This window comes from Lysobacter sp. KACC 24251 (assembly GCF_057747755.1).
Genome location: NZ_CM173222.1, coordinates 1,945,786 through 1,965,490, shown reverse-complemented (window position 1 = coordinate 1,965,490; position 19,705 = coordinate 1,945,786). Strand labels below are relative to the sequence as shown.

Annotated in this window: 20 protein-coding genes; 16 read left to right on the top strand and 4 right to left on the bottom strand. The window is 67.7% G+C overall.

Annotation, left to right across the window (positions count from 1 at the left end; genetic code table 11):
• The first annotated feature begins 125 nt into the window (after positions 1-125).
• Complete coding sequence (locus AC3ARF_RS09180) at positions 126-533, top strand: nuclear transport factor 2 family protein (RefSeq protein ID WP_498927231.1); 408 nt, start codon at positions 126-128, stop codon at positions 531-533.
• A 194-nt stretch (positions 534-727) separates the two neighbouring features.
• Positions 728-1,189 carry a cupin domain-containing protein gene (locus AC3ARF_RS09175; protein ID WP_498927229.1) on the top strand — a complete coding sequence of 154 codons (462 nt, stop codon included), beginning with the start codon at positions 728-730 and terminating at the stop codon, positions 1,187-1,189.
• 92 nt (positions 1,190-1,281) lie between these two features.
• Here AC3ARF_RS09175 and AC3ARF_RS09170 read toward each other — a convergent pair whose 3' ends face one another.
• Both AC3ARF_RS09170 and AC3ARF_RS09165 read right to left on the bottom strand, forming a co-directional pair.
• A complete protein-coding gene (locus AC3ARF_RS09170; RefSeq protein ID WP_498927228.1) occupies positions 1,282-3,915 on the bottom strand; it encodes a tyrosinase family protein in 2,634 nt (877 codons plus the stop codon).
• Positions 3,915-4,169, bottom strand: a complete 255-nt coding sequence (locus tag AC3ARF_RS09165; protein WP_498927226.1) for a hypothetical protein — start codon at positions 4,167-4,169, stop codon at positions 3,915-3,917. The genes AC3ARF_RS09170 and AC3ARF_RS09165 overlap by 1 nt, the downstream gene beginning before the upstream one ends.
• A 537-nt stretch (positions 4,170-4,706) precedes the next feature.
• Here AC3ARF_RS09165 and AC3ARF_RS09160 point away from each other — a divergent pair.
• The 9 genes from AC3ARF_RS09160 (at position 4,707) to AC3ARF_RS09120 (ending at position 9,204) form a co-directional block, all read left to right on the top strand.
• Positions 4,707-5,552 (top strand): aspartyl protease family protein, encoded by an 846-nt coding sequence (locus AC3ARF_RS09160; protein WP_498927224.1) that lies wholly within the window; start codon positions 4,707-4,709, stop codon positions 5,550-5,552.
• A gap of 82 nt (positions 5,553-5,634) precedes the next feature.
• Complete coding sequence (locus tag AC3ARF_RS09155; RefSeq protein WP_498927222.1) at positions 5,635-6,099, top strand: hypothetical protein; 465 nt, start codon at positions 5,635-5,637, stop codon at positions 6,097-6,099.
• Positions 6,100-6,114: 15 nt separating this feature from the next.
• Positions 6,115-6,351: a CPBP family glutamic-type intramembrane protease gene (locus AC3ARF_RS09150; protein ID WP_498927220.1), complete on the top strand. Its 237-nt coding sequence runs from the start codon at positions 6,115-6,117 to the stop codon at positions 6,349-6,351.
• A 26-nt stretch (positions 6,352-6,377) separates the two neighbouring features.
• Complete coding sequence (locus AC3ARF_RS09145; protein ID WP_498927218.1) at positions 6,378-6,869, top strand: hypothetical protein; 492 nt, start codon at positions 6,378-6,380, stop codon at positions 6,867-6,869.
• Between the two features lie 216 nt (positions 6,870-7,085).
• On the top strand, positions 7,086-7,304 hold the full coding sequence (locus AC3ARF_RS09140) for a hypothetical protein (RefSeq protein WP_498927216.1): 219 nt from the start codon (positions 7,086-7,088) through the stop codon (positions 7,302-7,304).
• 82 nt (positions 7,305-7,386) lie between these two features.
• Positions 7,387-7,914 (top strand): Cif family virulence factor, encoded by a 528-nt coding sequence (locus tag AC3ARF_RS09135; protein WP_498927214.1) that lies wholly within the window; start codon positions 7,387-7,389, stop codon positions 7,912-7,914.
• Positions 7,915-7,940: 26 nt separating this feature from the next.
• On the top strand, positions 7,941-8,327 hold the full coding sequence (locus AC3ARF_RS09130) for a VOC family protein (protein WP_498927213.1): 387 nt from the start codon (positions 7,941-7,943) through the stop codon (positions 8,325-8,327).
• A gap of 12 nt (positions 8,328-8,339) precedes the next feature.
• Entirely contained in the window at positions 8,340-8,756 is a 417-nt protein-coding gene (locus tag AC3ARF_RS09125) for a GFA family protein (RefSeq protein ID WP_498927211.1), read from the top strand.
• Between the two features lie 58 nt (positions 8,757-8,814).
• A complete protein-coding gene (locus tag AC3ARF_RS09120) occupies positions 8,815-9,204 on the top strand; it encodes a VOC family protein (protein ID WP_498927209.1) in 390 nt (129 codons plus the stop codon).
• Positions 9,205-9,256: 52 nt separating this feature from the next.
• Here the strand turns inward: AC3ARF_RS09120 and AC3ARF_RS09115 are convergent, their stop codons facing one another.
• The gene (locus AC3ARF_RS09115; protein WP_498927207.1) at positions 9,257-10,126 is read right to left on the bottom strand and encodes a pirin family protein; all 870 of its coding nucleotides are present in this window, start codon (positions 10,124-10,126) and stop codon (positions 9,257-9,259) included.
• A gap of 189 nt (positions 10,127-10,315) precedes the next feature.
• On the opposite strand from AC3ARF_RS09115, the gene AC3ARF_RS09110 reads away from it, so the two are divergent.
• From AC3ARF_RS09110 to AC3ARF_RS09090, 5 genes are all read left to right on the top strand, one after another.
• Complete coding sequence (locus AC3ARF_RS09110) at positions 10,316-10,702, top strand: hypothetical protein (protein WP_498927205.1); 387 nt, start codon at positions 10,316-10,318, stop codon at positions 10,700-10,702.
• Between the two features lie 69 nt (positions 10,703-10,771).
• Positions 10,772-12,031, top strand: coding sequence for a TolC family protein (locus AC3ARF_RS09105; protein WP_498927203.1), 1,260 nt, complete (start codon positions 10,772-10,774; stop codon positions 12,029-12,031).
• The gene (locus AC3ARF_RS09100) at positions 12,028-12,342 is read left to right on the top strand and encodes a hypothetical protein (protein WP_498927201.1); all 315 of its coding nucleotides are present in this window, start codon (positions 12,028-12,030) and stop codon (positions 12,340-12,342) included. Before AC3ARF_RS09105 ends, AC3ARF_RS09100 begins: the two co-directional genes overlap by 4 nt.
• 83 nt (positions 12,343-12,425) lie before the next feature.
• Positions 12,426-13,970 carry an efflux RND transporter periplasmic adaptor subunit gene (locus AC3ARF_RS09095; protein ID WP_498927200.1) on the top strand — a complete coding sequence of 515 codons (1,545 nt, stop codon included), beginning with the start codon at positions 12,426-12,428 and terminating at the stop codon, positions 13,968-13,970.
• 10 nt (positions 13,971-13,980) lie between these two features.
• Positions 13,981-17,106 carry an efflux RND transporter permease subunit gene (locus tag AC3ARF_RS09090; protein ID WP_498927198.1) on the top strand — a complete coding sequence of 1,042 codons (3,126 nt, stop codon included), beginning with the start codon at positions 13,981-13,983 and terminating at the stop codon, positions 17,104-17,106.
• Positions 17,107-17,316: 210 nt separating this feature from the next.
• On the opposite strand, the gene AC3ARF_RS09085 is transcribed toward AC3ARF_RS09090, so the two are convergent.
• The gene (locus AC3ARF_RS09085; protein WP_498927196.1) at positions 17,317-19,593 is read right to left on the bottom strand and encodes a nitric-oxide reductase large subunit; all 2,277 of its coding nucleotides are present in this window, start codon (positions 19,591-19,593) and stop codon (positions 17,317-17,319) included.
• Positions 19,594-19,705: the final 112 nt, after the last annotated feature.

The following is a 19,705-nucleotide window of genomic DNA, read 5'->3' as shown; positions in this document are numbered from 1 at the left end:
CCGACTGGGTGCAACGCAGTCCCCAACCGGTTACGACTCAGTCGCCGACTGGGTACGACCCAGTCACCGACCCCATTCCCCCCAACGGCCTATGCTGTCCGTCCACCGCGCCGATGGGGTTCGCCATGCAAACGATGCTGCAAGCCGAGATTCCCGCGTTCCTGGTTGAGCTAGAGGACGCCTTCAACCAAGCCATGGTCTCCAATGACGTCGAGCAGATCGCCCGCTTCGTCACCGACGACTGGATCCTGGTGACGCCCGAGGCCGGTCCCATCCCGGGCGCCCGCGTCCTGGGCGTCATTGGCTCGGGCATGTTGACCCACGCCACCATGACCAAGGTGGCCACGCATGCGTGCGTGGTCGGCGACGTGGCGTGGATCACCGGTCGCGGTCAGAACACCGGCACCTTCAAGGGCGAGCCCATGGCGGCCGACGAGTACATCACCGACATCTACCGCCGGGTCGATGGGCAGTGGCGCTGCATGGTGACGCACCTCACGCCGGCGGGTCGTGGACCGCAGCCGGGGGCCTGACGGTCCAAGGGGAATTGGATATCCCGAGGCCTCGCGGACCCTGGCGAAGGGGTCGTCGACCTCAGCGGCACCGGCGAGGGCCTTCACCCATGCAGGTGAGCGAGGACGGCCGCCCCCGCGGGTAAGGTCACCCCGACGGGAACGGCAGCGCACCCGCATGGGAGCCCCCACACCCCGGCAGCCAGGAGGTGGTCATGTTTAAGCACCTGTACGTTGCAGCGTCCCTGAGCATGCTACTGGGCAGCGGGGCGGCCCTCGCCCAAACGCCCGAGGGTGAGCGGGCGCTGGCATGGGCGCACGAGGACGCGGGTCTTACCTGGGCGCCCTGTCCGGAGTTCCTCCCCAAGGGCTGCGCCATCGCGGTGCTTCATGGCGACCCCACGAAAGACAACGCGGACATTCTGATCCGGGTTCCCGCAGGCGCCCAGATTCCGCTCCACTGGCACACGTCCGCGGAGCGCATGGTGATGGTGTCCGGGGAACTTGAGGTCACGTATGAAGGCCAGGAGGCCACGACGCTCAAGCCGGGTACCTATGCTTACGGACCCGCCAAGCGGCCGCACAAGGGGCGTTGCACTGGCAGCGTGTCGTGCGTGCTTTTCGTTGCGTTTGAGTCGCCGGTAGACGCGGTGCCTGTGAACGGTACGGCAAAGTAAAGTCTTGCTGTCAGTTGATCAGGTGGGGGCCCCGCAGCGCGGGGCCCTCCGATTGCCATCTCACCGCAGCCCGCTGTTCGCTCGGTTGAATTTCAGCGGAGGATCGGTGGCTGCTCCTTGTCCTCGCGGTGATGGCACATGCGCTTTGCGCAATGTCGCAACTGATCCACGTCGATGCCGATGCGCTTTGCAAACTCGGCGAACCGGCCAGTAAGCACGCGTTCGCTAAGCAGGCAGCACAGGAAATCCTTCACGCCATCCCCGTCCCGGCCTGGACCGCCGTCGCCCGGTCGCGGATCGCCCGGCTGTGGGACGCGGCCGATCACCGCCGAGAGCAGTTGCTCGCGCGTGAATCGTGCCCCGCGTGAGGCATGGCCCTCGGCGACCAGATGGAATCGGTGCGCGCCGTTCTGCGTGGCCACCACCGCCGCCTCGAACAACCCGACATCGGTCTCATGCAGCGCCACCACGGTGGTCGACTGGTCCGGGAGCGTCACGGTCGCGTTGATGGTCGGGTGCGTGGCCAGCGGCCGCCCATACTCCGTGAGCCGCGCGCGCAGGTACAGCGTCGAACCGGGCGCACTGCCGGTCTGGCTCAGTCTCGCGCGCATGTTGAGGTTGGAACGCGCATGGAACAACGCATGGAACGGCAGGCGCGGGGCCTGGCCAGGGGCCGAAATCGCGCCGGGCATGTGCGTCAGTTTGGCGGCGTCGCCCCGGCCCATCAGCGCCAGCAGCAGTTGCCACTCGCCCTCCCAATGCTCCTTGCCGTCCACCAGGACCGGAAGCGTCACGCGCAGGCTGCGCGAGGCGGAGCCGGGCCGATAGGTGTCTGGCGGGAGCTGGGGTACGCCGACAATGGTTCCGTCCGGGGCCTGCAAGGCAATCGCAAGGAACTGCGGCGCCCGGGTCAAGGCGACGGCATCGAAGGCAATGTCGGAACGGGTGATCGAGAAGGGCACGCGCGCAATCTCGCCGAAACCCACCGAGCCCTCTGGATCGCGGACGATGTCGCGATTGAGGACGCCGGCGAGGATCTGGATGAAGAACTTCTCCAGCAGGAACTCATCGTCCTGTGCAAGGGCGCCGGTGACCAGCATGAACCCGCCCGAGTCGTCGGCGATGGCGCGGAGGATGTCGTTCTGGACATTGGCCGCGTCGGCAACGCCCACGGCATAGACCCGGTCGGTGATCAGGTCCTGGACCTCGGCGATCCGCGGCGAGCGATCCTCGATGCCGTCGGTGAAAACGACGATCGAATTGGTGTCGAAGTCGCCTGCGATCGGCGAGGCCCCGATGAGACTTGTCGCCTGCTGGATGCCGGCGCCGATGCACGTGTGGGGATAGGCGTCGGGCGGGCCGTGCTGGGTGATCTTCAGCCGGACATCGTTGCGCACGCCCGATGTGAGCGCACCGGCGACCTCGAGGTCACGGACGGTCTGGGCGGCATCGGAAAAGGCGACCATCGCCACGCCATTGTCGTCGTACAGCTGGTCGACGAAGGTGGTGGCGGCGTACTGCAGTACCTCGAGGCGCATGCGGTTGTTGCCGGCATTGGCGAGCATGCTGCCTGACTCGTCCAGCACCAGGGTCACCGAGGCCCGCGGCCGCCGGACGGAGTTGGCGACGATGGGGACATCGTCGTCGCGCCAGACCTCGTCGCCGAACGCGTTGTGTGCGACGACACTCATCGTGCCCTGGTCGAGCGTCCCGGGTGCCTGGCCGGTGTATTGCACCCACACCCTGAACTGGTCCGTCGGAAAGTCGCTGCCGGGGAACGAGTAGGGGCTGGGGTCTGCCAGGGTGAAAGGCCCCGATGTGATGCTTGCCTGGAACATCAATGTGCCGCAGCCCGTGATCCGGAACAGCGCTGCGCGGTGGGTCGTATCGCCCTCCGGCACGTCGTTGAAGATGACCTGCGGCGTTTCGAGCGCAATGGTGAGCGGATCGCCCGACACGAATCCCGCCATGCCCTGTGCCTGGGCACCGGCCAGCAACAGGTCGTCGGGGTGGTACACGTAGCCCAGCGCGGTGTGGCTGAGCATCGACGCGGGCGTCGCGCCGCCGTGCATCGGTGAGTTGAGGTCGACGAAGGCGTGGCTGCCCTCGTCGCAGCTGGTCGAGGCCACCGAGTACTGCTCGAACGTCGGAGCCGGGTGGTTGAGCTGCCAGATGGCCCACAGGCGGTCGACATTGCAGTGGTGGAGATAGAACAGGGGATCGTCCGGGGAACGGCCGCCCGCCATCGATCCGCCAGTCCAGGTGTGGCCGGGAACGTGTGTGCCGCATTCGATCGCCCGGAATGCAGTGAAACTATTGGTGTTGAGCTCCGCCAGCACGTTGGCCAGGCTTGGGAGGACGACGCCGGCGGAGTCGCTCCGCCGCGTATAGTCCCAGTGGTCGAAGCGGCCGCCGCTGTTGTTGCGCCCGCCGAAGAAGGATTTCCACGGCTCCACGTCCAAGTCGCGTGAGTCCGAGCGGGTCCAGTCCCAGTACGGCAGACTGACCCTGTCGTCGAAAAGCCGCAGCTCCGTCTCCAGCCGGAGCAGGAAATGGCGATGCCACGGCAGGAAGGCGGGTCCCCAGTGGATACCGTGATTGAAGTGCTCGTCATGCTCCCCCGCGAAGTTGGAGATGACACCGCGGCTGAAGACGTCATTGAACGCGTCCGCGAGCCGTTCGCGCTCGACCGGGGTCAGGTCGACGAAGTTCTTTCGGCAGCGCATCACCGCTCTCCTTGCTTCTTGCCCGGCTTGGCGCCCTCGGCCTGGCTCAGGTACGCCTTCGCTGCTTCGAGCAGGGAATCACGCGCCGGCACATAGGCGTTCTCCGCGAGCACATACCCGCCCGAGTTCTTGAAGAAGCGGCGACGGGTGCCGTCGATCCATAACTCCTCATGGTCGGGCCCATGCACGATCCGGACGGTGTGTCCGTCCACTTCGTGTTCGCTTGAATCTTGCTTGTGCGTCTTGCCAGCCATGGCTCGTCTCCGCCCTAGTGCTCGCCTGGTCTACCGGAAGCGCGGTGCCCGGCCAGGCGCATAGTCCTGGGCATCGCACGGGACTGCCGCCATCGCGGCATTCAAGGGCACTCGAAGGCAACCGCATCGCACAGGCACTGCCGGGTCCTGCGGGTGCGTCTAATCCAGAACCACGTCCTGCAACCAAGGCGCCGGTCAGTCTCTACTGCCAAACAATGTTGAACGGCGGTATCGCACCGGGGGGCCTTGAGCGGTTCGTCGCTTGAGGACGACGCGCGCGCGATACCAATAGGGCGCCGATCCGCACTACTTTTGGTGCCTGGGTGAAGATCGATCACTCCCGCGCGGACGACGGCCGGGTCACCGTGCTCGACCGCACAGCAACCGTTTCCGCCCCGCCCGTATCTCTTCTCTTCATCGACTGGAGGGGAGTCAGGCATGGACCGAGCTGGGCAGGTAAAGGGAGTGAACGCGTGCAGGGGGACGGGTACGGCATCCGTCTGCTGGCTCGCCAGCGCTCTGAGCTTGTGGGGTGCGGTGGCGTTTTGGCCTCTGAGCGCCTATGCCACCGCCCCCGACGACGAGTGCCGGCTCGCCAAGGCCGTAGACGAGGCCCCGCTGGTACAGGTGCCCTTTGAAGTGGTGGACGGCCGCATCTACGTGCAGGCCCACGTCAACGCGCGCGGCCCGTTCCGCTTCGCCGTGGATACCGGCGCCAGCGGGGTAGGGCGCGCCGACGCCAGCCTGGTGGCCGCGTTGGACTTGGCGGTGCATGGGCAGACGACCACCTCCGATGGCGTGCAGTCAGCCACCGTCGACACCACCCACTTCGACTCCCTCGCGTTGGGCGGACTGGTCCGCACCCACGTGGAGGTGATCACGCGCGATTACGGCAGCCGCTCATCGGTGCAGGCGCGCTTTGCCGGCATCCTGGGCCGGGAGTTCTTCGCCGACGGGCTGCTGGTGATCGATTACCCGCGCAAGCGCCTGTCCTTCAGCCGCACACAGGGTATTTCCCCCACGGACACCAATGCGCTTGCGTACGAGCGCGCCTTCCGCGTGCCGGTGACCATCGGTGACGTGCAGACGCTGGGCAACCTGGATACCGGCGCCAACGTGGCGTTCGTGCTGCCGCAGTCGTTGTACGAGCGCGTGGGCGGCGGCCCGCTGGAACCGGGCGGGCAGGGGCAGCTGACCAACGGAACCATTGCGATGCACAAGGCCACCTTGGCGGGACCCATCCGCATCGGCAGCGTGAACTACGCCAACGTGGAGGTGCGCGTGTCCGACCGCTTCCCCGAGCTGCTGGTGGGCGCGCATGCGCTGCAGGATGCGGTGTTGATGATCGACCAGCGCTCCCAGCGGGTGGCGCTGTGCAGGTGACCGGCCTAACTGCGGACCCTTTGTTATTGTCGCCACTGCACGCCCCGGACCGGGGCGTGCCCAGGCACGCAGGGGGCGCTTCATGGATGCAGTGGTGTTCGCATTGGGGTTTGGTGTCATCGCCTTCGCGGTGGCGGCGGTGGCTACGCGGGCAGACCGTCGGCTGACGCTGGCCTCCGCGCTGCTGTTTGCGGTTTACCTCGCACTGGATGACCTGGTGACCGGGTTGCCGTCGGCAGTGCCGGCGCTCAACTTCCTGCCCGGTGACTGGAACTGGGAGGGCAAGTTTTTCAGCATCGCGCTGGCGGTCGGCGTCATCGCGATCTTCGGCCTCAGTCGCGACGCGGTGGGGCTGACGCTGCGCCAGCGCAACCTCAAGTCTTCGCTGGTGGTGGCGGCGTTGTACCTGCCGTGGGCCGCCGCGCTGGGGCTGATGTTCAAGCCCGGCCTGTCGGCGGAGACGCTGGCCTTCCAGGCCACCATGCCCGGCATCGCCGAGGAACTGGCACTTCGCGGCGTGGCGCCAGCGTTGCTGCTGGGGTTGTGACGCGGCAAGCCCGGCGTGGTCGGCGTGCCGTGGGCGGTGGTTGCGGTCAGCGGCATCCTGTTTGGGGTGTGGCATGCACTGGGCTACTCGGACGGCGCATTCTCGTTTGATCTCACGTCCGCACTGCTGACCGGTTTCGGCGGGCTGGTGGCGTGCTGGCTGCGCTTCAACAGCGGCAGCCTGCTCCTGCCGGTGCTGTTGCATGGCGCGGCGAATGTGTTGTTTCACCTGATGCCTTGGATGGTGGCGTGATGGCAGGGACAAAGTGGGCTCTGGGTGTGCGAGCGCTTGCCTTGCTGCTGATGGTGCTTGCCGTGTTCCTGGTGTCGGCCGCCACGCCATACCAGACGCAGAGCATCGTGCTGCTGCAACCTGATTTCGTGTTGAAGGAACGCGTTCCTTCCATCGACTCGTTGAGCGGCTATATCAAGTCGGTGCAGGCGGCGACGGAAGCGACGATGGGCCGTGAGGCGCCGATCCCGGCCAATGGTTTCGTGGTGCTTGCCGTGCGTCCAGGTGGGCGCTCGATGGTGTGGTTGGACTTCCAGCCGGAGCTGCCAGACGCCGTCGCGGCGCGGCTAACCCAAGCGATCCAGGCGGTGCCACCGTTTGAGGCACGCGGGGGCGTAGTGGTGTTTGCGCTGAATGCAACGCTGTGGGATGCGCCTGCCGCGCAGGGTTTCCCGAATCCCTCCGCATGGCGCAAGGCCATGGAGGGCCGCAGCGAACCGATGGAGATTGGCGATCTTGTTGACAAGGTGTGGCCCTGAAGCCGAGCCGTCACGCGCGAGGGGGGAACCGCCGTCCTGCGGGGCAGGGGGGCTCGCACGGACCACCCCGGCCATGGCAGAGTGGCTCCGGGGCCGGGCCTTGGTATTCAGGGTCCCGGGATTGCCGGAAATCGATGCGCTAGGGGGCGCGAGGTTTCGGGTATAAGGCAACACTTCGGGGAAACAATGGGCAATCGTTCTTCACGCAAGTTCGGCATGACCCGGACCATCAGTCTGGCGCTTGCGACGTTGGCCAGCTCGGCCGTGCTTTACAGCGTTTATCAGGTGGCCGCGGGCCACAGCGCGTTCTCTTGGGCGTGGCTGGTGGCGCTGCTGCCTGCGGTGTACGGGACGTACCTGCTTGGCACCTGCGCACTGGAAGGACGCCGGCCGATGACGGTTCAAGCCACGCCCGAACCGGAAGCCGCGGGCTGACGCGGCGGCCCTGCCGATGGCGACAGGGCGGTGCTATCGTCGCCCGTCGCCGGCAATGGATGCCGGGCAAGGGAGAAACACCGTGAATTCATGGAGCCGCCCGCTGGGCCTGGCCCTCATCGCGCTTGCCTCGGGCCTGCTGCCCGCCCACGCCGCGCACAACGACCCGAAGGACGTCGCGGCCATCCACCAGGTGATGGAGCAGTTCCGCACCTCCATCATCAACAAGGACAAGCCGACCTTCGTCAGCCTGTTCTATTCCGACAACCCCCAGCACGTGGTGTGGCAGTTCGTGGTCGACGATGCGCGCCTGGCACACGTCAAGCAGACCAAGCCCGACGCCATCAAGGCGCGGCACATCCCGGACAACAACTACCTCACCTTCATCGACGGCATCACCAAACCCGGTGCCCGGCCAGTGGAGGAGACGTTCGACAACGTCGTGGTCGACACCGACGGTGAGGTCGCGTCGGTCGCCTTCGACTACGCTTTCCTGGCCGAGGGCAAGCAGACCAACTGGGGCCGCGAGATGTGGCACCTGGTACGCGTCGAGGCGGGTTGGAAGATCATCTCGGTGATCTACACCATCCGTGATCCGTTGCCGAAGTAATTCCCGCAGCCCACCCCGGAGCACCCATGAAGCGCGTGACTGGCATTGGCGGCATCTTCTTCAAGGCCCAGGACCCCAAGGCGCTGGCCGCCTGGTACAAGGCGCACCTAGGCATCGACGTGCTGGACTGGGGCGGCGCCGCGTTCCAGTGGAAAAATGCGGACAACCCCGATGGGGTGGGCACCACGATCTGGAGCCCGTTCGCGGCGGACACCACGTACTTCGGGCCCAGCCAGTCGCCTTTCATGGTCAACTACCGCGTGGACGACCTGCATGCGCTGATCGCGGCGTTGCGCGAGGAAGGCGTGCAGGTGGAAGGCGAGGTGCAGGAATCCGAGTACGGCACGTTCGGCTGGGTCATGGACCCGGAAGGCAACAAGCTGGAGTTGTGGCAGCCCCCTGCGGGGCAGTAACGGAGACGCGTGATGAAGAGGAATGTCGCCCGCGGTGCCTGCCTGTGCGGTGCGGTGCGCTTCCGCGTCGAGCTGCCGTCCACGTGGATGGCGCATTGCCATTGCACCTATTGCCGACGCGCGCATGGTGCCGCGTTCGTAACGTGGGTGGGTTTCCGCAGCGTGCAGTTCGCCATCGAGTCCGGTGCGGAGCTGGTGACGTGGTATGAGTCCAGTCCCGGTGCGCAACGCGGGTTCTGCAGCCGCTGTGGCAGCCCGATGTTCTTCCACTCCACGCGCTGGCCGGGTGAAATGCACGTGGCGCGCGCGCTGTTCGCCGATCCGCTGGACCGCGAGCCCGCCAGGCATGTGTTCTATGACACGCACGTGCCGTGGGTGCAGCTGGGCGATGACCTGCCGAAGAAGGACGCGCCGCCGAAGTCCAAGTAGTCGTCTGCGGCATGCGCAGCGCGGATAATCGCCGCCTCGCCACTATCACGAGGTGCCCATGTCAGGTCCCGCCCGCGCTGGTCTGTTCGTCTACGCCAAGGACGTGGAGCGCCTGACCGCGTTCTATGCCGAACTGCTCGGCATGGTCCGGGCGCACGCCACGCCCCAGATGACTGTGCTGCGTTCGTTCGACCTGCAGTTGGTGGTGCACGCCATGCCACCGGAGCGCGCGGCGCAGGTCAGCATCGCCACGCCACCCGTGCCGCGTGACGATGCGGCCATCAAGTTCTTCCACACGGTGCCCAGCCTGGCGCAGGCGCGCGAAACCGCCGCGGCCTCGGGCGGTGCGGTGTGGCCGGAGGAATATCGTGGCCCGGGCTTCACCGTGTGCAACGCGGTGGACCCGGAGGGCAACATCTTCCAGGTGCGCGAGAACGCCACGACCTGAAACCAGAAAGGCCCCGCATCGCGGGGCCTTTCTCTTTACAGCTCAGGTGCGGTCAGCCCGGCATCCGTCCAAACTTGCCGCCGTTTAAATCGGCGATGGCCTGGATGATCTCCTGCTGGCTGTTCATCACGAACGGGCCGTAACCCACCACCGGCTCGTCGATCGGCTCGCCCGCCAGCAGCAACAGCTTGGCGTCGCTGTTGGCCTCGATGCTCACGCCGGTGCCGTCGGTGGCCAACGTCACCATCTGGGTTTCGCGCAGCACGGCCACGCCGTTGACCTGCACGGTGCCGGCCAGCACCACCACCTGCACGGTCCAGCCCTCGGGCTGCGGCAGCTCGATCGTCTTGCCGGCGTTGAGCCGCACGTCCCACACGTTCATCGGGGTGAACGTGTTGGCCGGGCCCTTCGCGCCGTCGTACGCGCCGGCGATTACACGCACGCGGCCCGCATCACCCGCCAGCGCCACTTCGGGGATGGTGTCGGCGGTGATCGCCTGGTAACCCGGCGCGGCCATCTTGTCCTTGGCCGGCAGGTTGACCCAGAGCTGCACCATTTCGAACGGGCCGCCGCTCCTGGCGTAACCGGTGGAGTGGAACTCCTCGTGCAGGATGCCGCTGCCGGCGGTCATCCACTGCACGTCGCCGGCGCCGATGACGCCGCCCTTGCCGGTGGAGTCGCGGTGTTCCACTTCGCCGGCATAGACAATCGTGACGGTCTCGAAGCCGCGGTGCGGATGCTGGCCCACGCCGCGCCGCTGGGTGGTCGGCTCGAACACCGTGGGGGCGGCATAGTCCAGCATCAGGAAGGGGCTGCGCTCGGACACGTCACTTCCCGTGTAGCCGAACAGGCCGTGCACCGGGAAGCCGTCGCCAACCCAGTGGCGGGCGGGGGCGCTGCGGGTGCCGAGGACCTTCTTCATGGGGTGCTCCTGTGTGGGGCGGACTGGAGTCCGATGGAGTTACTTTAGTTGACGACGGCGGTGGTGGTAGTCGGTCAAATTCAATCGGATCGTTCCACTACGGCAACGATGGAGCGCACGCCCCGGACGACGGAACCAACGGCCGCCGGATTGCAGGCGGCAGAACCCGCGCTGTACCCTGACGCCCGCATGCTCCGCCGTCTCCGCCACCTCGGTCTGTTCAGAACCACACTGCTCGTGCTGCTGGCACTGGGCATGGCGGTGCAGCCGATGCTGGGCGCGGTCAGCAAGCTGCACGGCGCCGAACATGCGGCCATGGCCGACCTGGCGCCCGATCACGGCCATGCCCATGCCGACGATGCCGACCACGGGCACGACGACCAGACGCCCGACCCCGACCATGTGAAAGGCACGCACGTGCTGATGCACCTGGATGCGGGCTTGGCGGTGGCTTTGCCGGATTCCGTGGTCCGGGTGCCGGCGCGCATCCTGGCCTCGCCGCCTCTCGTCCTGGGGGCCGTTGACGACCTGCCGGTCGCCGCGCCCCACCTGCCGTTCCGTCCACCGATCGCCTGACGCTGTCCTGCAGCCGCCCTGCGGCTGCGTCGTCGTGTGTGTTCATCGGCTCCGGACGGAGGTCATTCCGTGTTGTCTCTACATCGTTGCAAGGGGCGGTGCCTGCTGGCGCTGTCCTTGGCTTGCTGGGCGCTGTCCAGCCCTGCCCAGACCCGTCTGACCGCCGACGAAGCGGTCAGGCTGGCTGCGTCCCAACCCCATGTGCGCGCCGGGCTCGAGGCCGGCGTGGAGCGAGCCCGCAGCGACGTGCTGGCCGCGCGCACGTGGGAGAACCCCACGCTCGAGCTGGAGCAGGAGCGGGAGGACAGTGCGGCTGGCGCACCCGCTCGCGAAACCAGCGTGCTGCTGTCGCAACCATTGGAACTGGGAGGGCGCCGCGGTCTGCGCCGCGATGCCGCCGAGCAGGGGGTGATAGCGGCCGAAGTGGCGGCGGACCAGGAGCGCGCCCGGTTGCGCGCTGACGTGCTGCGCGAGTACTACGCGGCGGTCGCTGCCGAGCGGCGGGGACGCTCGCAACAACGGATGGCCCAAGGCCTGGAGGCATTAGCCACCACCGCAGGCCAGCGGCGCGCGGCGGGAGACCTGTCCGGTTACGAGAGCCGCCGCATCGCGCAGGCCCACGCGCAGGCGCAGGCACGCGCCGCCGAGGCCGCGGCAGACGCACAGGCCGCGCGTGCACGCCTGGCCGGGCGCGTGGGCGAAACCGCGCTGACCGCCGAACTGGATCCGCAGCTGCCGCGGCCGGTGTTGCCGAGCGTGCAGGACGAGGCCCGCAGCGCCGAACTTGATGCACTGCGCGCGCGCCGCGACCACGCCGAAGCCCAGGCCCGTGCCGAACGCCGCTTCGCGCTGCCGGTGGAAGTGGGCGTGGGCACCAAGCGCACCGAACACGGTGGCGTGCGCGACGAGGCGCTGCTGCTGCAGGTCGGCGTGCCGTTGCCGCTGTTTGACCGCAACCAGGCGGAGCGGGCGCGCACTGCCGCCGAAGCCCGCCAGGCCGACGCCGACTACCAGCGCGTGCTGCTGGAAACACGTGCGCGGCGCGCGGCAGCCGTCGAGCAGGCCACGCGTCTGTCGGCCTCTGCGCGCAGCCTGCTCGATACCGCCGTGCCCGAGGCCGAGCACCTCACCGCCATCGCCCGCGCCAGCTACGCCGAAGGCGAGTTGGATCTGGTCGGTCTGCTCGATGCCTATGCCGCCGAGGCGGACGTCATCGACCAGGCGCTGCAGCAGCAGGCCCGCGCGCTGGACGCGCAACTGGAGCTGGAGCTTCTGGCGCCAGTGACCCCTTCCCAATCCGAACCATCCTTCGAAGGAACCCAACCATGAAGCTGCACACCCTGACCGCTGCCCTGGCCGCCACCCTGCTGCTGGCCGCCTGCAACGACCCGGCCCCGACCGCCGCCACTGCCGAGCCGCCCAAGACCGAAGCCGCCGCGCCCGCCGATGCCGCCGCGCAGACCGAAGCCGTGTACGGCGACGAAGCGCCGGTGGCCATCGAGGCCGAAACGCCCGCCGGACACACTGACGACCACGCGCACAACGCGGACGGCAGCCACCCGGAAGGTGTGGAGCACGCCGACGCCAAGTCCCAGGACGACCACAGCCACGCCGAAGGCGAAGGCGAGCACACCCACTGAGTCCGCTTGAAGGTCCCGCCCGGCACGGGCGGGTCCGCCCCCTTTCTTCTCCCGGTACAGCCATGCGCCGCATGTCCCTTTCGATGAACCCTTCCTCCTTCCGCGTGCGGTTGCGCGTGCTGCTGGCCACTGGCCTGGTGGTGCTGACGCTGGGTGCTTGCCAGCGCGATGCGACGACTGCGCCGGCCGCGCCGGAGCCGCAGGTGTACACCCACGCGGGCCCGCAGGCGGAACTGTTCGTCGAGTTCGCGCCGCTGGTGGCCGGCGGCAAGTCCACCTTCGCCGCGCACTTCACCCGCTTGTCGGACTACAAGCCGGTCACCGAGGGCAAGGTGGACGTGATCCTCACCGGCGGCGGCGCGCCCACCGAGCGTTTCCGCATTTCCGCGCCGCGCGCGCCCGGCATCTTCGCGCCGACCGTGGTGCCGCGTGCCAGTGGCCGTCGCAACCTGACCCTGGTGCTGGCGGCACCGGGTCTGCAATCGCGCCATGACCTGGGCGAGGTGGTGGTGCATGCCGATGCCGCCGCCGCGCTGAAGGCCGGTCACGCGCCCGGCATGCAGGAAGGCGAGATCGGCTTCCTGAAGGAGCAGCAGTGGACCACCGATTTCGCGGTGGAAGCGGTGCAGCCGCGCGAACTGCGCGAGTCGGTGAGCGCGCCGGCCACGGTGCAGGCGTCAGGCAACGGCGCTGCCGAGGTGGTGGCGCCCGCGTCCGGCACGCTGCGTGCGGCAGGAGCGTTCCCGTCGCTGGGCATGCGCGTGGCGCGTGGTCAGACGCTGGCGATGCTGGTGCCGCGCCTGGGGGGCGACGCCGACGTGGCGTCCTTGCAGGCGGCGTTGTCCAGCGCGAGCAGCCAGGCCACGCTGGCCGATGCCGAGGCCGCGCGCATGCAACGTCTCCACGCGCAGGAAGCGGTTTCGCTGCGTCGTTTGCAGGAGGCACGTGCCACCCAACAGGTCGCGGCGGCGGAACTGCGCGCGGCGCGGCAGCGCTTGTCGCAGCTGGGCGATGGCAGCAGCGGCATCGCATTGAAGGCACCGGCCAGCGGCACGCTCGCATTGGTGAAGGTGGCCAACGGCGCGGCGGTGGAGGAGGGAGACGCGCTATTCCACATCGTTGACCGACGCGAGCTGTGGCTGCAGGCCAACGTCGCCGAGGTCGATGCGGCGCGACTCGAGCGCCCCGATGCCGTGGCCTTCGACGTGCCCGGCTTGGATGCGCCGGTCGAAATCCGCGCCGGCGTCAACGGCCGCCTGGTAGGCGTGGGTGGGATGATCGACCCCGAGAGCCGCAGCGTGCCGGTGATCTTCGCGTTGTCCAACCCGGATCCGCGCATCGCGCTGAACCAGGCTGTGCAGGCGCGTGTGTTCACGGGTAGTACGCGCTCGGCGCTGAGCGTGCCCGCGAGCGCCGTCATCGACGACGGCGGGCAGCGCGTGGTGTACGTGATGCGCGGTGGCGAGTCGTTCTCGCGCGTGCCGGTGCGGCTGGGGCTGCGCGACGGCGACCGCTACGAAGTGCTGGAAGGCGTGAAGGCCGGTGACCGCGTGGTCAGCCGCGGTGCGATGCAGGTCCGGCTGGCGGCGGCGACACCCGAGGCCATGGGCCACGGCCACGCGCACTGAGGGCGCTGGAATGATCGCGAAACTGATCGAGTGGTCGCTGCGCAACCGCGTGTTCGTGCTGTTCGGCGCCTTGTTGCTGCTGGGCTGGGGCGCGTATGAGGCCCGGCGCATGCCGGTGGACGTGTTCCCCGACTTGACCGCGCCGTCGGTGACGGTCGTGGCCGAGGCGCACGGCATGGCACCGGAGGAAGTGGAGACGCTGATCGCGTTCCCGCTGGAAACCGCGCTCAACGGCGCGCCCGGCGTGCGCCGCGTGCGCTCCAACAGCAGCATCGGCATCGGCGTGGTGACGGTGGAGTTCGACTGGGGCACGGATGTGTACCAAGCGCGCCAGATCGTGGCCGAACGGCTGGCGACGGTGCGCGGGCAACTGCCGCCGGACTTGCCCGAACCCACGTTGGCGCCGATCACCTCGATCATGGGCGAGATCATGTTCATCGCCCTGCACTCCGACCGGCACACACCGATGGAGTTGAAGACCACCGCCGACTGGGTGCTGCGCCGGCGCTTGCTGGCGGTGCCGGGCGTGGCCGAGGTCATCCCCAATGGCGGCGAGACGCGCCAGTTCCAGGTGGTGGTGGACCCGCTGCGCTTGGCCACGTTCGGCGTGACCCTCGACCAGGTCATGGAAGCGGTGGGGCAGAGCAACGAGAACACCTCGGCCGGCTTCTACGTGGAGAACGGCCAGGAGTTCCTGATCCACGGCCGAGGTCGGGTGCGTGAGGCGGCCGAGGTGGGCGAAGTGTTCGTCGCCCAGCGCGGTGAACGCCCGGTGCTGGTGCGCGACGTGGCCGAGGTGCGCGTGGGCGCCGCGCCGACGCGTGGCACCGCGGCGTTCAACGGCCGGCCCGCGGTGGTCGTCGGCATCCAGAAGCAACCCGGCGCCAACACGCTGGCACTGACACAGGACATCGACCGCGTGCTGGGCGATATCCAGGCCTCGCTGCCGGAAGGAATGAAGGTCAGTGCCAACCTCTTCCGCCAGTCCGACTTCATCGAAGTGGGCATCGGCAACCTCGGCAAGGCCATCGTCGAGGGCATGGTGCTGGTCATCGCGATCGTCTTCGCGTTCCTGCTCAGCGCGCGCGCCACCGGCATCACCCTGCTGGCGATTCCGTTGTCGCTGGTGGCGGCCATCCTGGCGATGAAGGCGGCTGGCATCGGCATCAACACGATGACCCTGGGCGGCATGGCCATCGCGCTGGGCGCGCTGGTGGATGACGCCATCATCGTGGTGGAGAACATCGTGCGCCGCCTGCGCGAGAACGCGTCGCTGGCCGAGACCGAGCAGCGGGGCGTGATGCAGGTGGTGTTCGCGGCCACCCGCGAGATCCAGGGCTCGGTGGTGTTTGCCACCATCATCATCGTGCTGGTGTTCCTGCCGATCTTCTTCCTGACCGGGGTGGAAGGGCGGCTGATGCAGCCGTTGGGCTTCGCCTATGTGGTGTCGCTGCTCGCTTCGCTGGCGGTGGCGGTGACCGTGACGCCGGTGCTGTCCAGCCTTTTGCTGCCGCGTTCGCGGATCATGCGCGAGACGCGTGAGCCACGCCTGTCGCAGTGGATGAAGGCGAAGTACCAGCCCATGTTCGAGGCCAGCCTGCCGCGCTGGCGCGCGATCGCGATCGTGTCGGTGGTGGGTACGGTGCTGACGCTGGTCGCGCTGCTGGCGGCGGGCCGCGCGTTCCTGCCGGACTTCAACGAGGGCAGCCTCACCGTCAACGTGACCACGCTGCCGGGCACGTCGCTGCCGCAGTCCGACGCCTTGGCCGGGCGCGTGGAGAAGATCCTGCTGGCCCAACCGGAGGTGGTCGCTACCGGCCGTCGCACCGGCCGCGCCGAACTCGACCCGCATGCGCAGGAGATCTACGCGTCCGAAATCGAGGTGACGCTGAAGATGGGCGATCGAAGCAAGGAGGAGCTGCTGGCGCACCTGCGGGGCGAGTTCTCCGGCATTTCCGGCGCACAGGTGGTGATCGGCCAGCCGATCTCGCACCGCATCGACCACATGCTCTCGGGCACCCGCGCCAACATCGCCATCAAGCTGTTCGGCAAGGACCTGTACGAGCTGCGTCGGTTGGGCCAGCAGATCGAGGACCAGGTCAAGGCCGTGCCCGGCGCGGTGGACGTCAACCTGGAACAGCAGTCCGAGTTGCCGTTCGTGACCGTGGACTTCGACCGGCAGGCGCTTGCGCGCTACGGGCTGACAGTGCGCGAAGCCAGCCACGTTATCGAGACCGCGTTCTTCGGCAGCACCGTCTCCCGAGTGCTGGAGGGTGATGCCAACGTCGACCTGGTGGTGTGCCTGCCCGACAGCGCGCGCGCCAGCGTCGAGACCATGAAGGCGCTGCCGATCGCCACCCCGGAGGGCGCCAACGTGCCGCTGTCGGCGCTGGCCAGGGTGGAGCGCAACCGTGGCCCCAACCAGATTGGCCGCGAGAACGTGCAGCGCCGCATCGTGGTGATGGCCAACGTCGCCGGGCGCGACCTGTCCGGCGTGGTGGACGACGCCCGCGCCCGCATCGAGCGCAACGTGCCGCTGCCCGCGGGTTACCACGTGGAATACGGCGGCCAGTTCGAAAGCGCGGCCGCCGCTTCGCGCACGCTGTTGCTGCTCGGCGCGGTCGTGGTGGTGGGCATCTTCCTGCTGCTGTACCTCGCTTTCTCCAGCACGCGCGACGCCCTGCTGGTGATGCTCAACCTGCCCCTTGCGCTGCTGGGCGGCGTCGCGGGCGTGTGGCTCTCCAACGGCGTGCTGACCGTGGCGTCGATCATCGGCTTCATCACCCTGTTCGGCATCGCGACGCGCAACGGCGTGATGCTGATCTCGCACATCCACCACCTTGCCCGCGAGGAGGGCGTCACCGACCCCGTGGCCCGCGTGCGACGAGGCGCCGAAGAACGCCTCGTCCCCATCGCCATGACCGCCCTCGCGACGGCCCTGGCCCTGGTCCCGCTCGCCTTGTCCGCTGGCCAACCCGGCAGCGAGATCCAGGCCCCCATGGCCATCGTCATCCTCGCCGGGCTGCTCAGTTCCACCGTCCTCAACATGCTGGTTCTCCCCGCCCTCTACCTGCGCTTCGGCGAGTACGGCGCTAACCACCAAGGCAAGGCCCTTGCTTCTACCGATCGCAGATAACGCTGGGTGAGGAGGCGGGGCGCGTGGGGTATTGCGTAGAAGCCGGCCATGGATGGCCGGCGGCGCGACTCGCGGCAGGATGCCGCGACGGAGCGCCGAAGCAATGCCCCGCGCGCCCCGCCTCCGTCCCCCTCACTCAAACCGCACCAACCGCCCAAAAAGAAACGGGGCCCAAAGGCCCCGTTTCCCTACCACTCCTGAATCGTTGAATCAGGCAGCTTCGCGAGCCGCAATGGCCGCACCCGCCTTCTCACGCTGCGGCAGCACCCACTGCCGGAACACGAACCACGCCATCAGGCCAGCGCCGACCGCGAAGATCGTGTCGCCCGGCACGCGCATCCACACCAGCATGTCGACGATCGGCTTGCCCATAAAGTCGGCCGAGCGCGCATACCAGTAGCCATTCTCCAGCACCGCCTGCAGCTGCAGCACGCCCAGCGGCAGCAGCGTCAGCAGGGCCATCAGGCTCAGGCCGATGTTGAACGTCCAGAAGGAACTGCGCAGCAGGCTTTCGCTCCACAGCGACTCCGGCTTCAGGCCACGCAGGCAGAACAGCATCAGGCCGATGCCGAGCATGCCGTACACGCCGAACAGCGCGGTGTGGCCGTGCAGCGCCGTCAGGTTCAGGCCCTGCATGTAGTACAGCGCCAGCGGGGTGTTGATGAGGAAGCCGAACAGGCCCGCACCCACGAGGTTCCAGAAGCTCACCGCCAGGAAGAACATGATCGGCCAGCGGTAACGCTCCATCCACGGGGTCGAGCGGCTGTGGCGCCAGGTCTCGAACGCCTCCATGCCGATCAGGGCCAGCGGCACCACTTCCAGCGCCGAGAAGCTGGCGCCCAGCGCCACGACCGCAGTGGTCGTGCCGGCGAAGTACAGGTGGTGGAACATGCCCAGCACGCCGCCAGCCATGTACACGATGGTGGCGAACAGCACGTTGATCGTGGCGGTCTTGCCGCGGATCAGGCCCAGCTTGACGAACAGGAAGCTGATGACCGCGGTGGCGAACACTTCGAAGAAGCCTTCCACCCACAGGTGCACCACCCACCAGCGCCAGTAGGTGACCAGCGAGATGTGGGTGTGTTCGCGCCACATCAGGCCGGCGCCGTACAGCAGGCCGATGGCCACCACCGACATGAACAGCAGGCCCACGATCGACGACATCTCGTCCTTGCGCTTCAGTGCCGGCCACAGGGCGCGGCCCATCAGCACCAGCCACAGCAGCAGGCCGATGAACAGGAAGATCTGCCAGAAGCGGCCGATGTCGGTGTATTCCCAACCCTGGTGGCCAAACCAGAAGTTGTACTGGATGCCCATCTTCTGCATCACCGCGAACCACTGGCCCGCGAAGGCGCCGACGACGATGACGATCAAGCAGGTGAACAGGAAGTTGACGCCAAAGCGCTGGAACTTCGGCTCATGCCCGGAGATCGCCGGGGCGATGTACAGGCCGGTGCCCAGCCACGCGGTGGCGATCCACAGCACGGCCAGCTGCGTGTGCCAGCTGCGGGTCAGCGAGTAGGGCAGGATCTCGGCGATGGCGAAGCCGTAGGCTTCCTGGCCTTCCACCTGGTAGTGCGCCGTGGTGGCACCCAGCAGGATCTGCACCAGGAACAGCGCGATCACCACCCAGAAGTACTTGGCGGTGGCCTTCATCGACGGGGTGATCTTCAGGCCCTTCAGCGGGTCCTGGGCCGGCGGGACCGCATGCTCTTCCTTGCTGTGCCAGGAGGCGTAGTGCCAGGCCAGCAGACCGATGCCCGCGATCATGAACAGCACGCTGAACACCGTCCACATGAACGAGCTGGGCGTGGCCGTGTTGCCCACCAGCGGATCGTACGGCCAGTTGGCCGTGTACGACTTCACGTCATCCGGACGGTTGGTTACCGCGGCCCACGAGGTCCACCAGAAGAACGCGGCGAGCTTCTCGCGGCTCTCCTGGTCGGGCACCGTGTTGTTCTTCATCGCGTAGGTTTCGCGAAGATCGGCGGTGGCCGGATCGTTCGAGAACACGCTGCTGTAGTGCGCGGCCACCGTGGCGATGGCCTGGGCGCGCTGGTCGCTCACCGTGATGGTGTTGGTCGCCGGGTCATGCGTGTTCTTGCGCAGTTCCGGCTTGACCAGCGCCTGGATGCGGGCCTGGTCGGCCTCGTCCAGGTTGGCGTAGGGCAGGCCGGTCTCGGCGCGGGAGCGCAGTTCCAGCATGGCCACCGCTTCGCGGTGCAGCCAGTCGGCCGACCAGTCCGGGGCGACCAGGGCGCCGTGACCCCAGATGGAGCCCAGCTGCTGGCCGCCGGTGGTCTGCCAGACCTGGCGGCCACGTTCGAAGTCGGCCTTGGTGAACAAGGTCTGGCCGCTTTCGGTGACCACCTTGTCCGGCATCGGGGGTGCCTTCTGGTGGATGTCGCTGCCCATGTAGAGCAGCACGCCGAAACTGGCGAGCAACAGCGCCGCCAGCCCCAGCCATAACTTACGGGTGGTATCCATGAAACAACTCCTTTGCGAAGTGGCGCCATGGTCGGCTTGGGGGCCTCCCACGGCACTGACCTAGATCAATCCGGACTAGTTTCAGACCAATTCGGGGGCGTAGGCATGCGCG

Coding starts and splice junctions, on each gene's coding strand:
- AC3ARF_RS09125 (WP_498927211.1), top strand. CDS start 8,340: ATGAAGAGGAATGTCGCCCGCGGTGCCTGCCTGTGCGGTGCGGTGCGC.
- AC3ARF_RS09090 (WP_498927198.1), top strand. CDS start 13,981: ATGATCGCGAAACTGATCGAGTGGTCGCTGCGCAACCGCGTGTTCGTG.
- AC3ARF_RS09095 (WP_498927200.1), top strand. CDS start 12,426: ATGAACCCTTCCTCCTTCCGCGTGCGGTTGCGCGTGCTGCTGGCCACT.
- AC3ARF_RS09180 (WP_498927231.1), top strand. CDS start 126: ATGCAAACGATGCTGCAAGCCGAGATTCCCGCGTTCCTGGTTGAGCTA.
- AC3ARF_RS09130 (WP_498927213.1), top strand. CDS start 7,941: ATGAAGCGCGTGACTGGCATTGGCGGCATCTTCTTCAAGGCCCAGGAC.
- AC3ARF_RS09170 (WP_498927228.1), bottom strand. CDS start 3,915: ATGCGCTGCCGAAAGAACTTCGTCGACCTGACCCCGGTCGAGCGCGAA.
- AC3ARF_RS09110 (WP_498927205.1), top strand. CDS start 10,316: ATGCTCCGCCGTCTCCGCCACCTCGGTCTGTTCAGAACCACACTGCTC.
- AC3ARF_RS09120 (WP_498927209.1), top strand. CDS start 8,815: ATGTCAGGTCCCGCCCGCGCTGGTCTGTTCGTCTACGCCAAGGACGTG.
- AC3ARF_RS09085 (WP_498927196.1), bottom strand. CDS start 19,593: ATGGATACCACCCGTAAGTTATGGCTGGGGCTGGCGGCGCTGTTGCTC.
- AC3ARF_RS09155 (WP_498927222.1), top strand. CDS start 5,635: ATGGATGCAGTGGTGTTCGCATTGGGGTTTGGTGTCATCGCCTTCGCG.
- AC3ARF_RS09140 (WP_498927216.1), top strand. CDS start 7,086: ATGACCCGGACCATCAGTCTGGCGCTTGCGACGTTGGCCAGCTCGGCC.
- AC3ARF_RS09115 (WP_498927207.1), bottom strand. CDS start 10,126: ATGAAGAAGGTCCTCGGCACCCGCAGCGCCCCCGCCCGCCACTGGGTT.
- AC3ARF_RS09165 (WP_498927226.1), bottom strand. CDS start 4,169: ATGGCTGGCAAGACGCACAAGCAAGATTCAAGCGAACACGAAGTGGAC.
- AC3ARF_RS09100 (WP_498927201.1), top strand. CDS start 12,028: ATGAAGCTGCACACCCTGACCGCTGCCCTGGCCGCCACCCTGCTGCTG.
- AC3ARF_RS09175 (WP_498927229.1), top strand. CDS start 728: ATGTTTAAGCACCTGTACGTTGCAGCGTCCCTGAGCATGCTACTGGGC.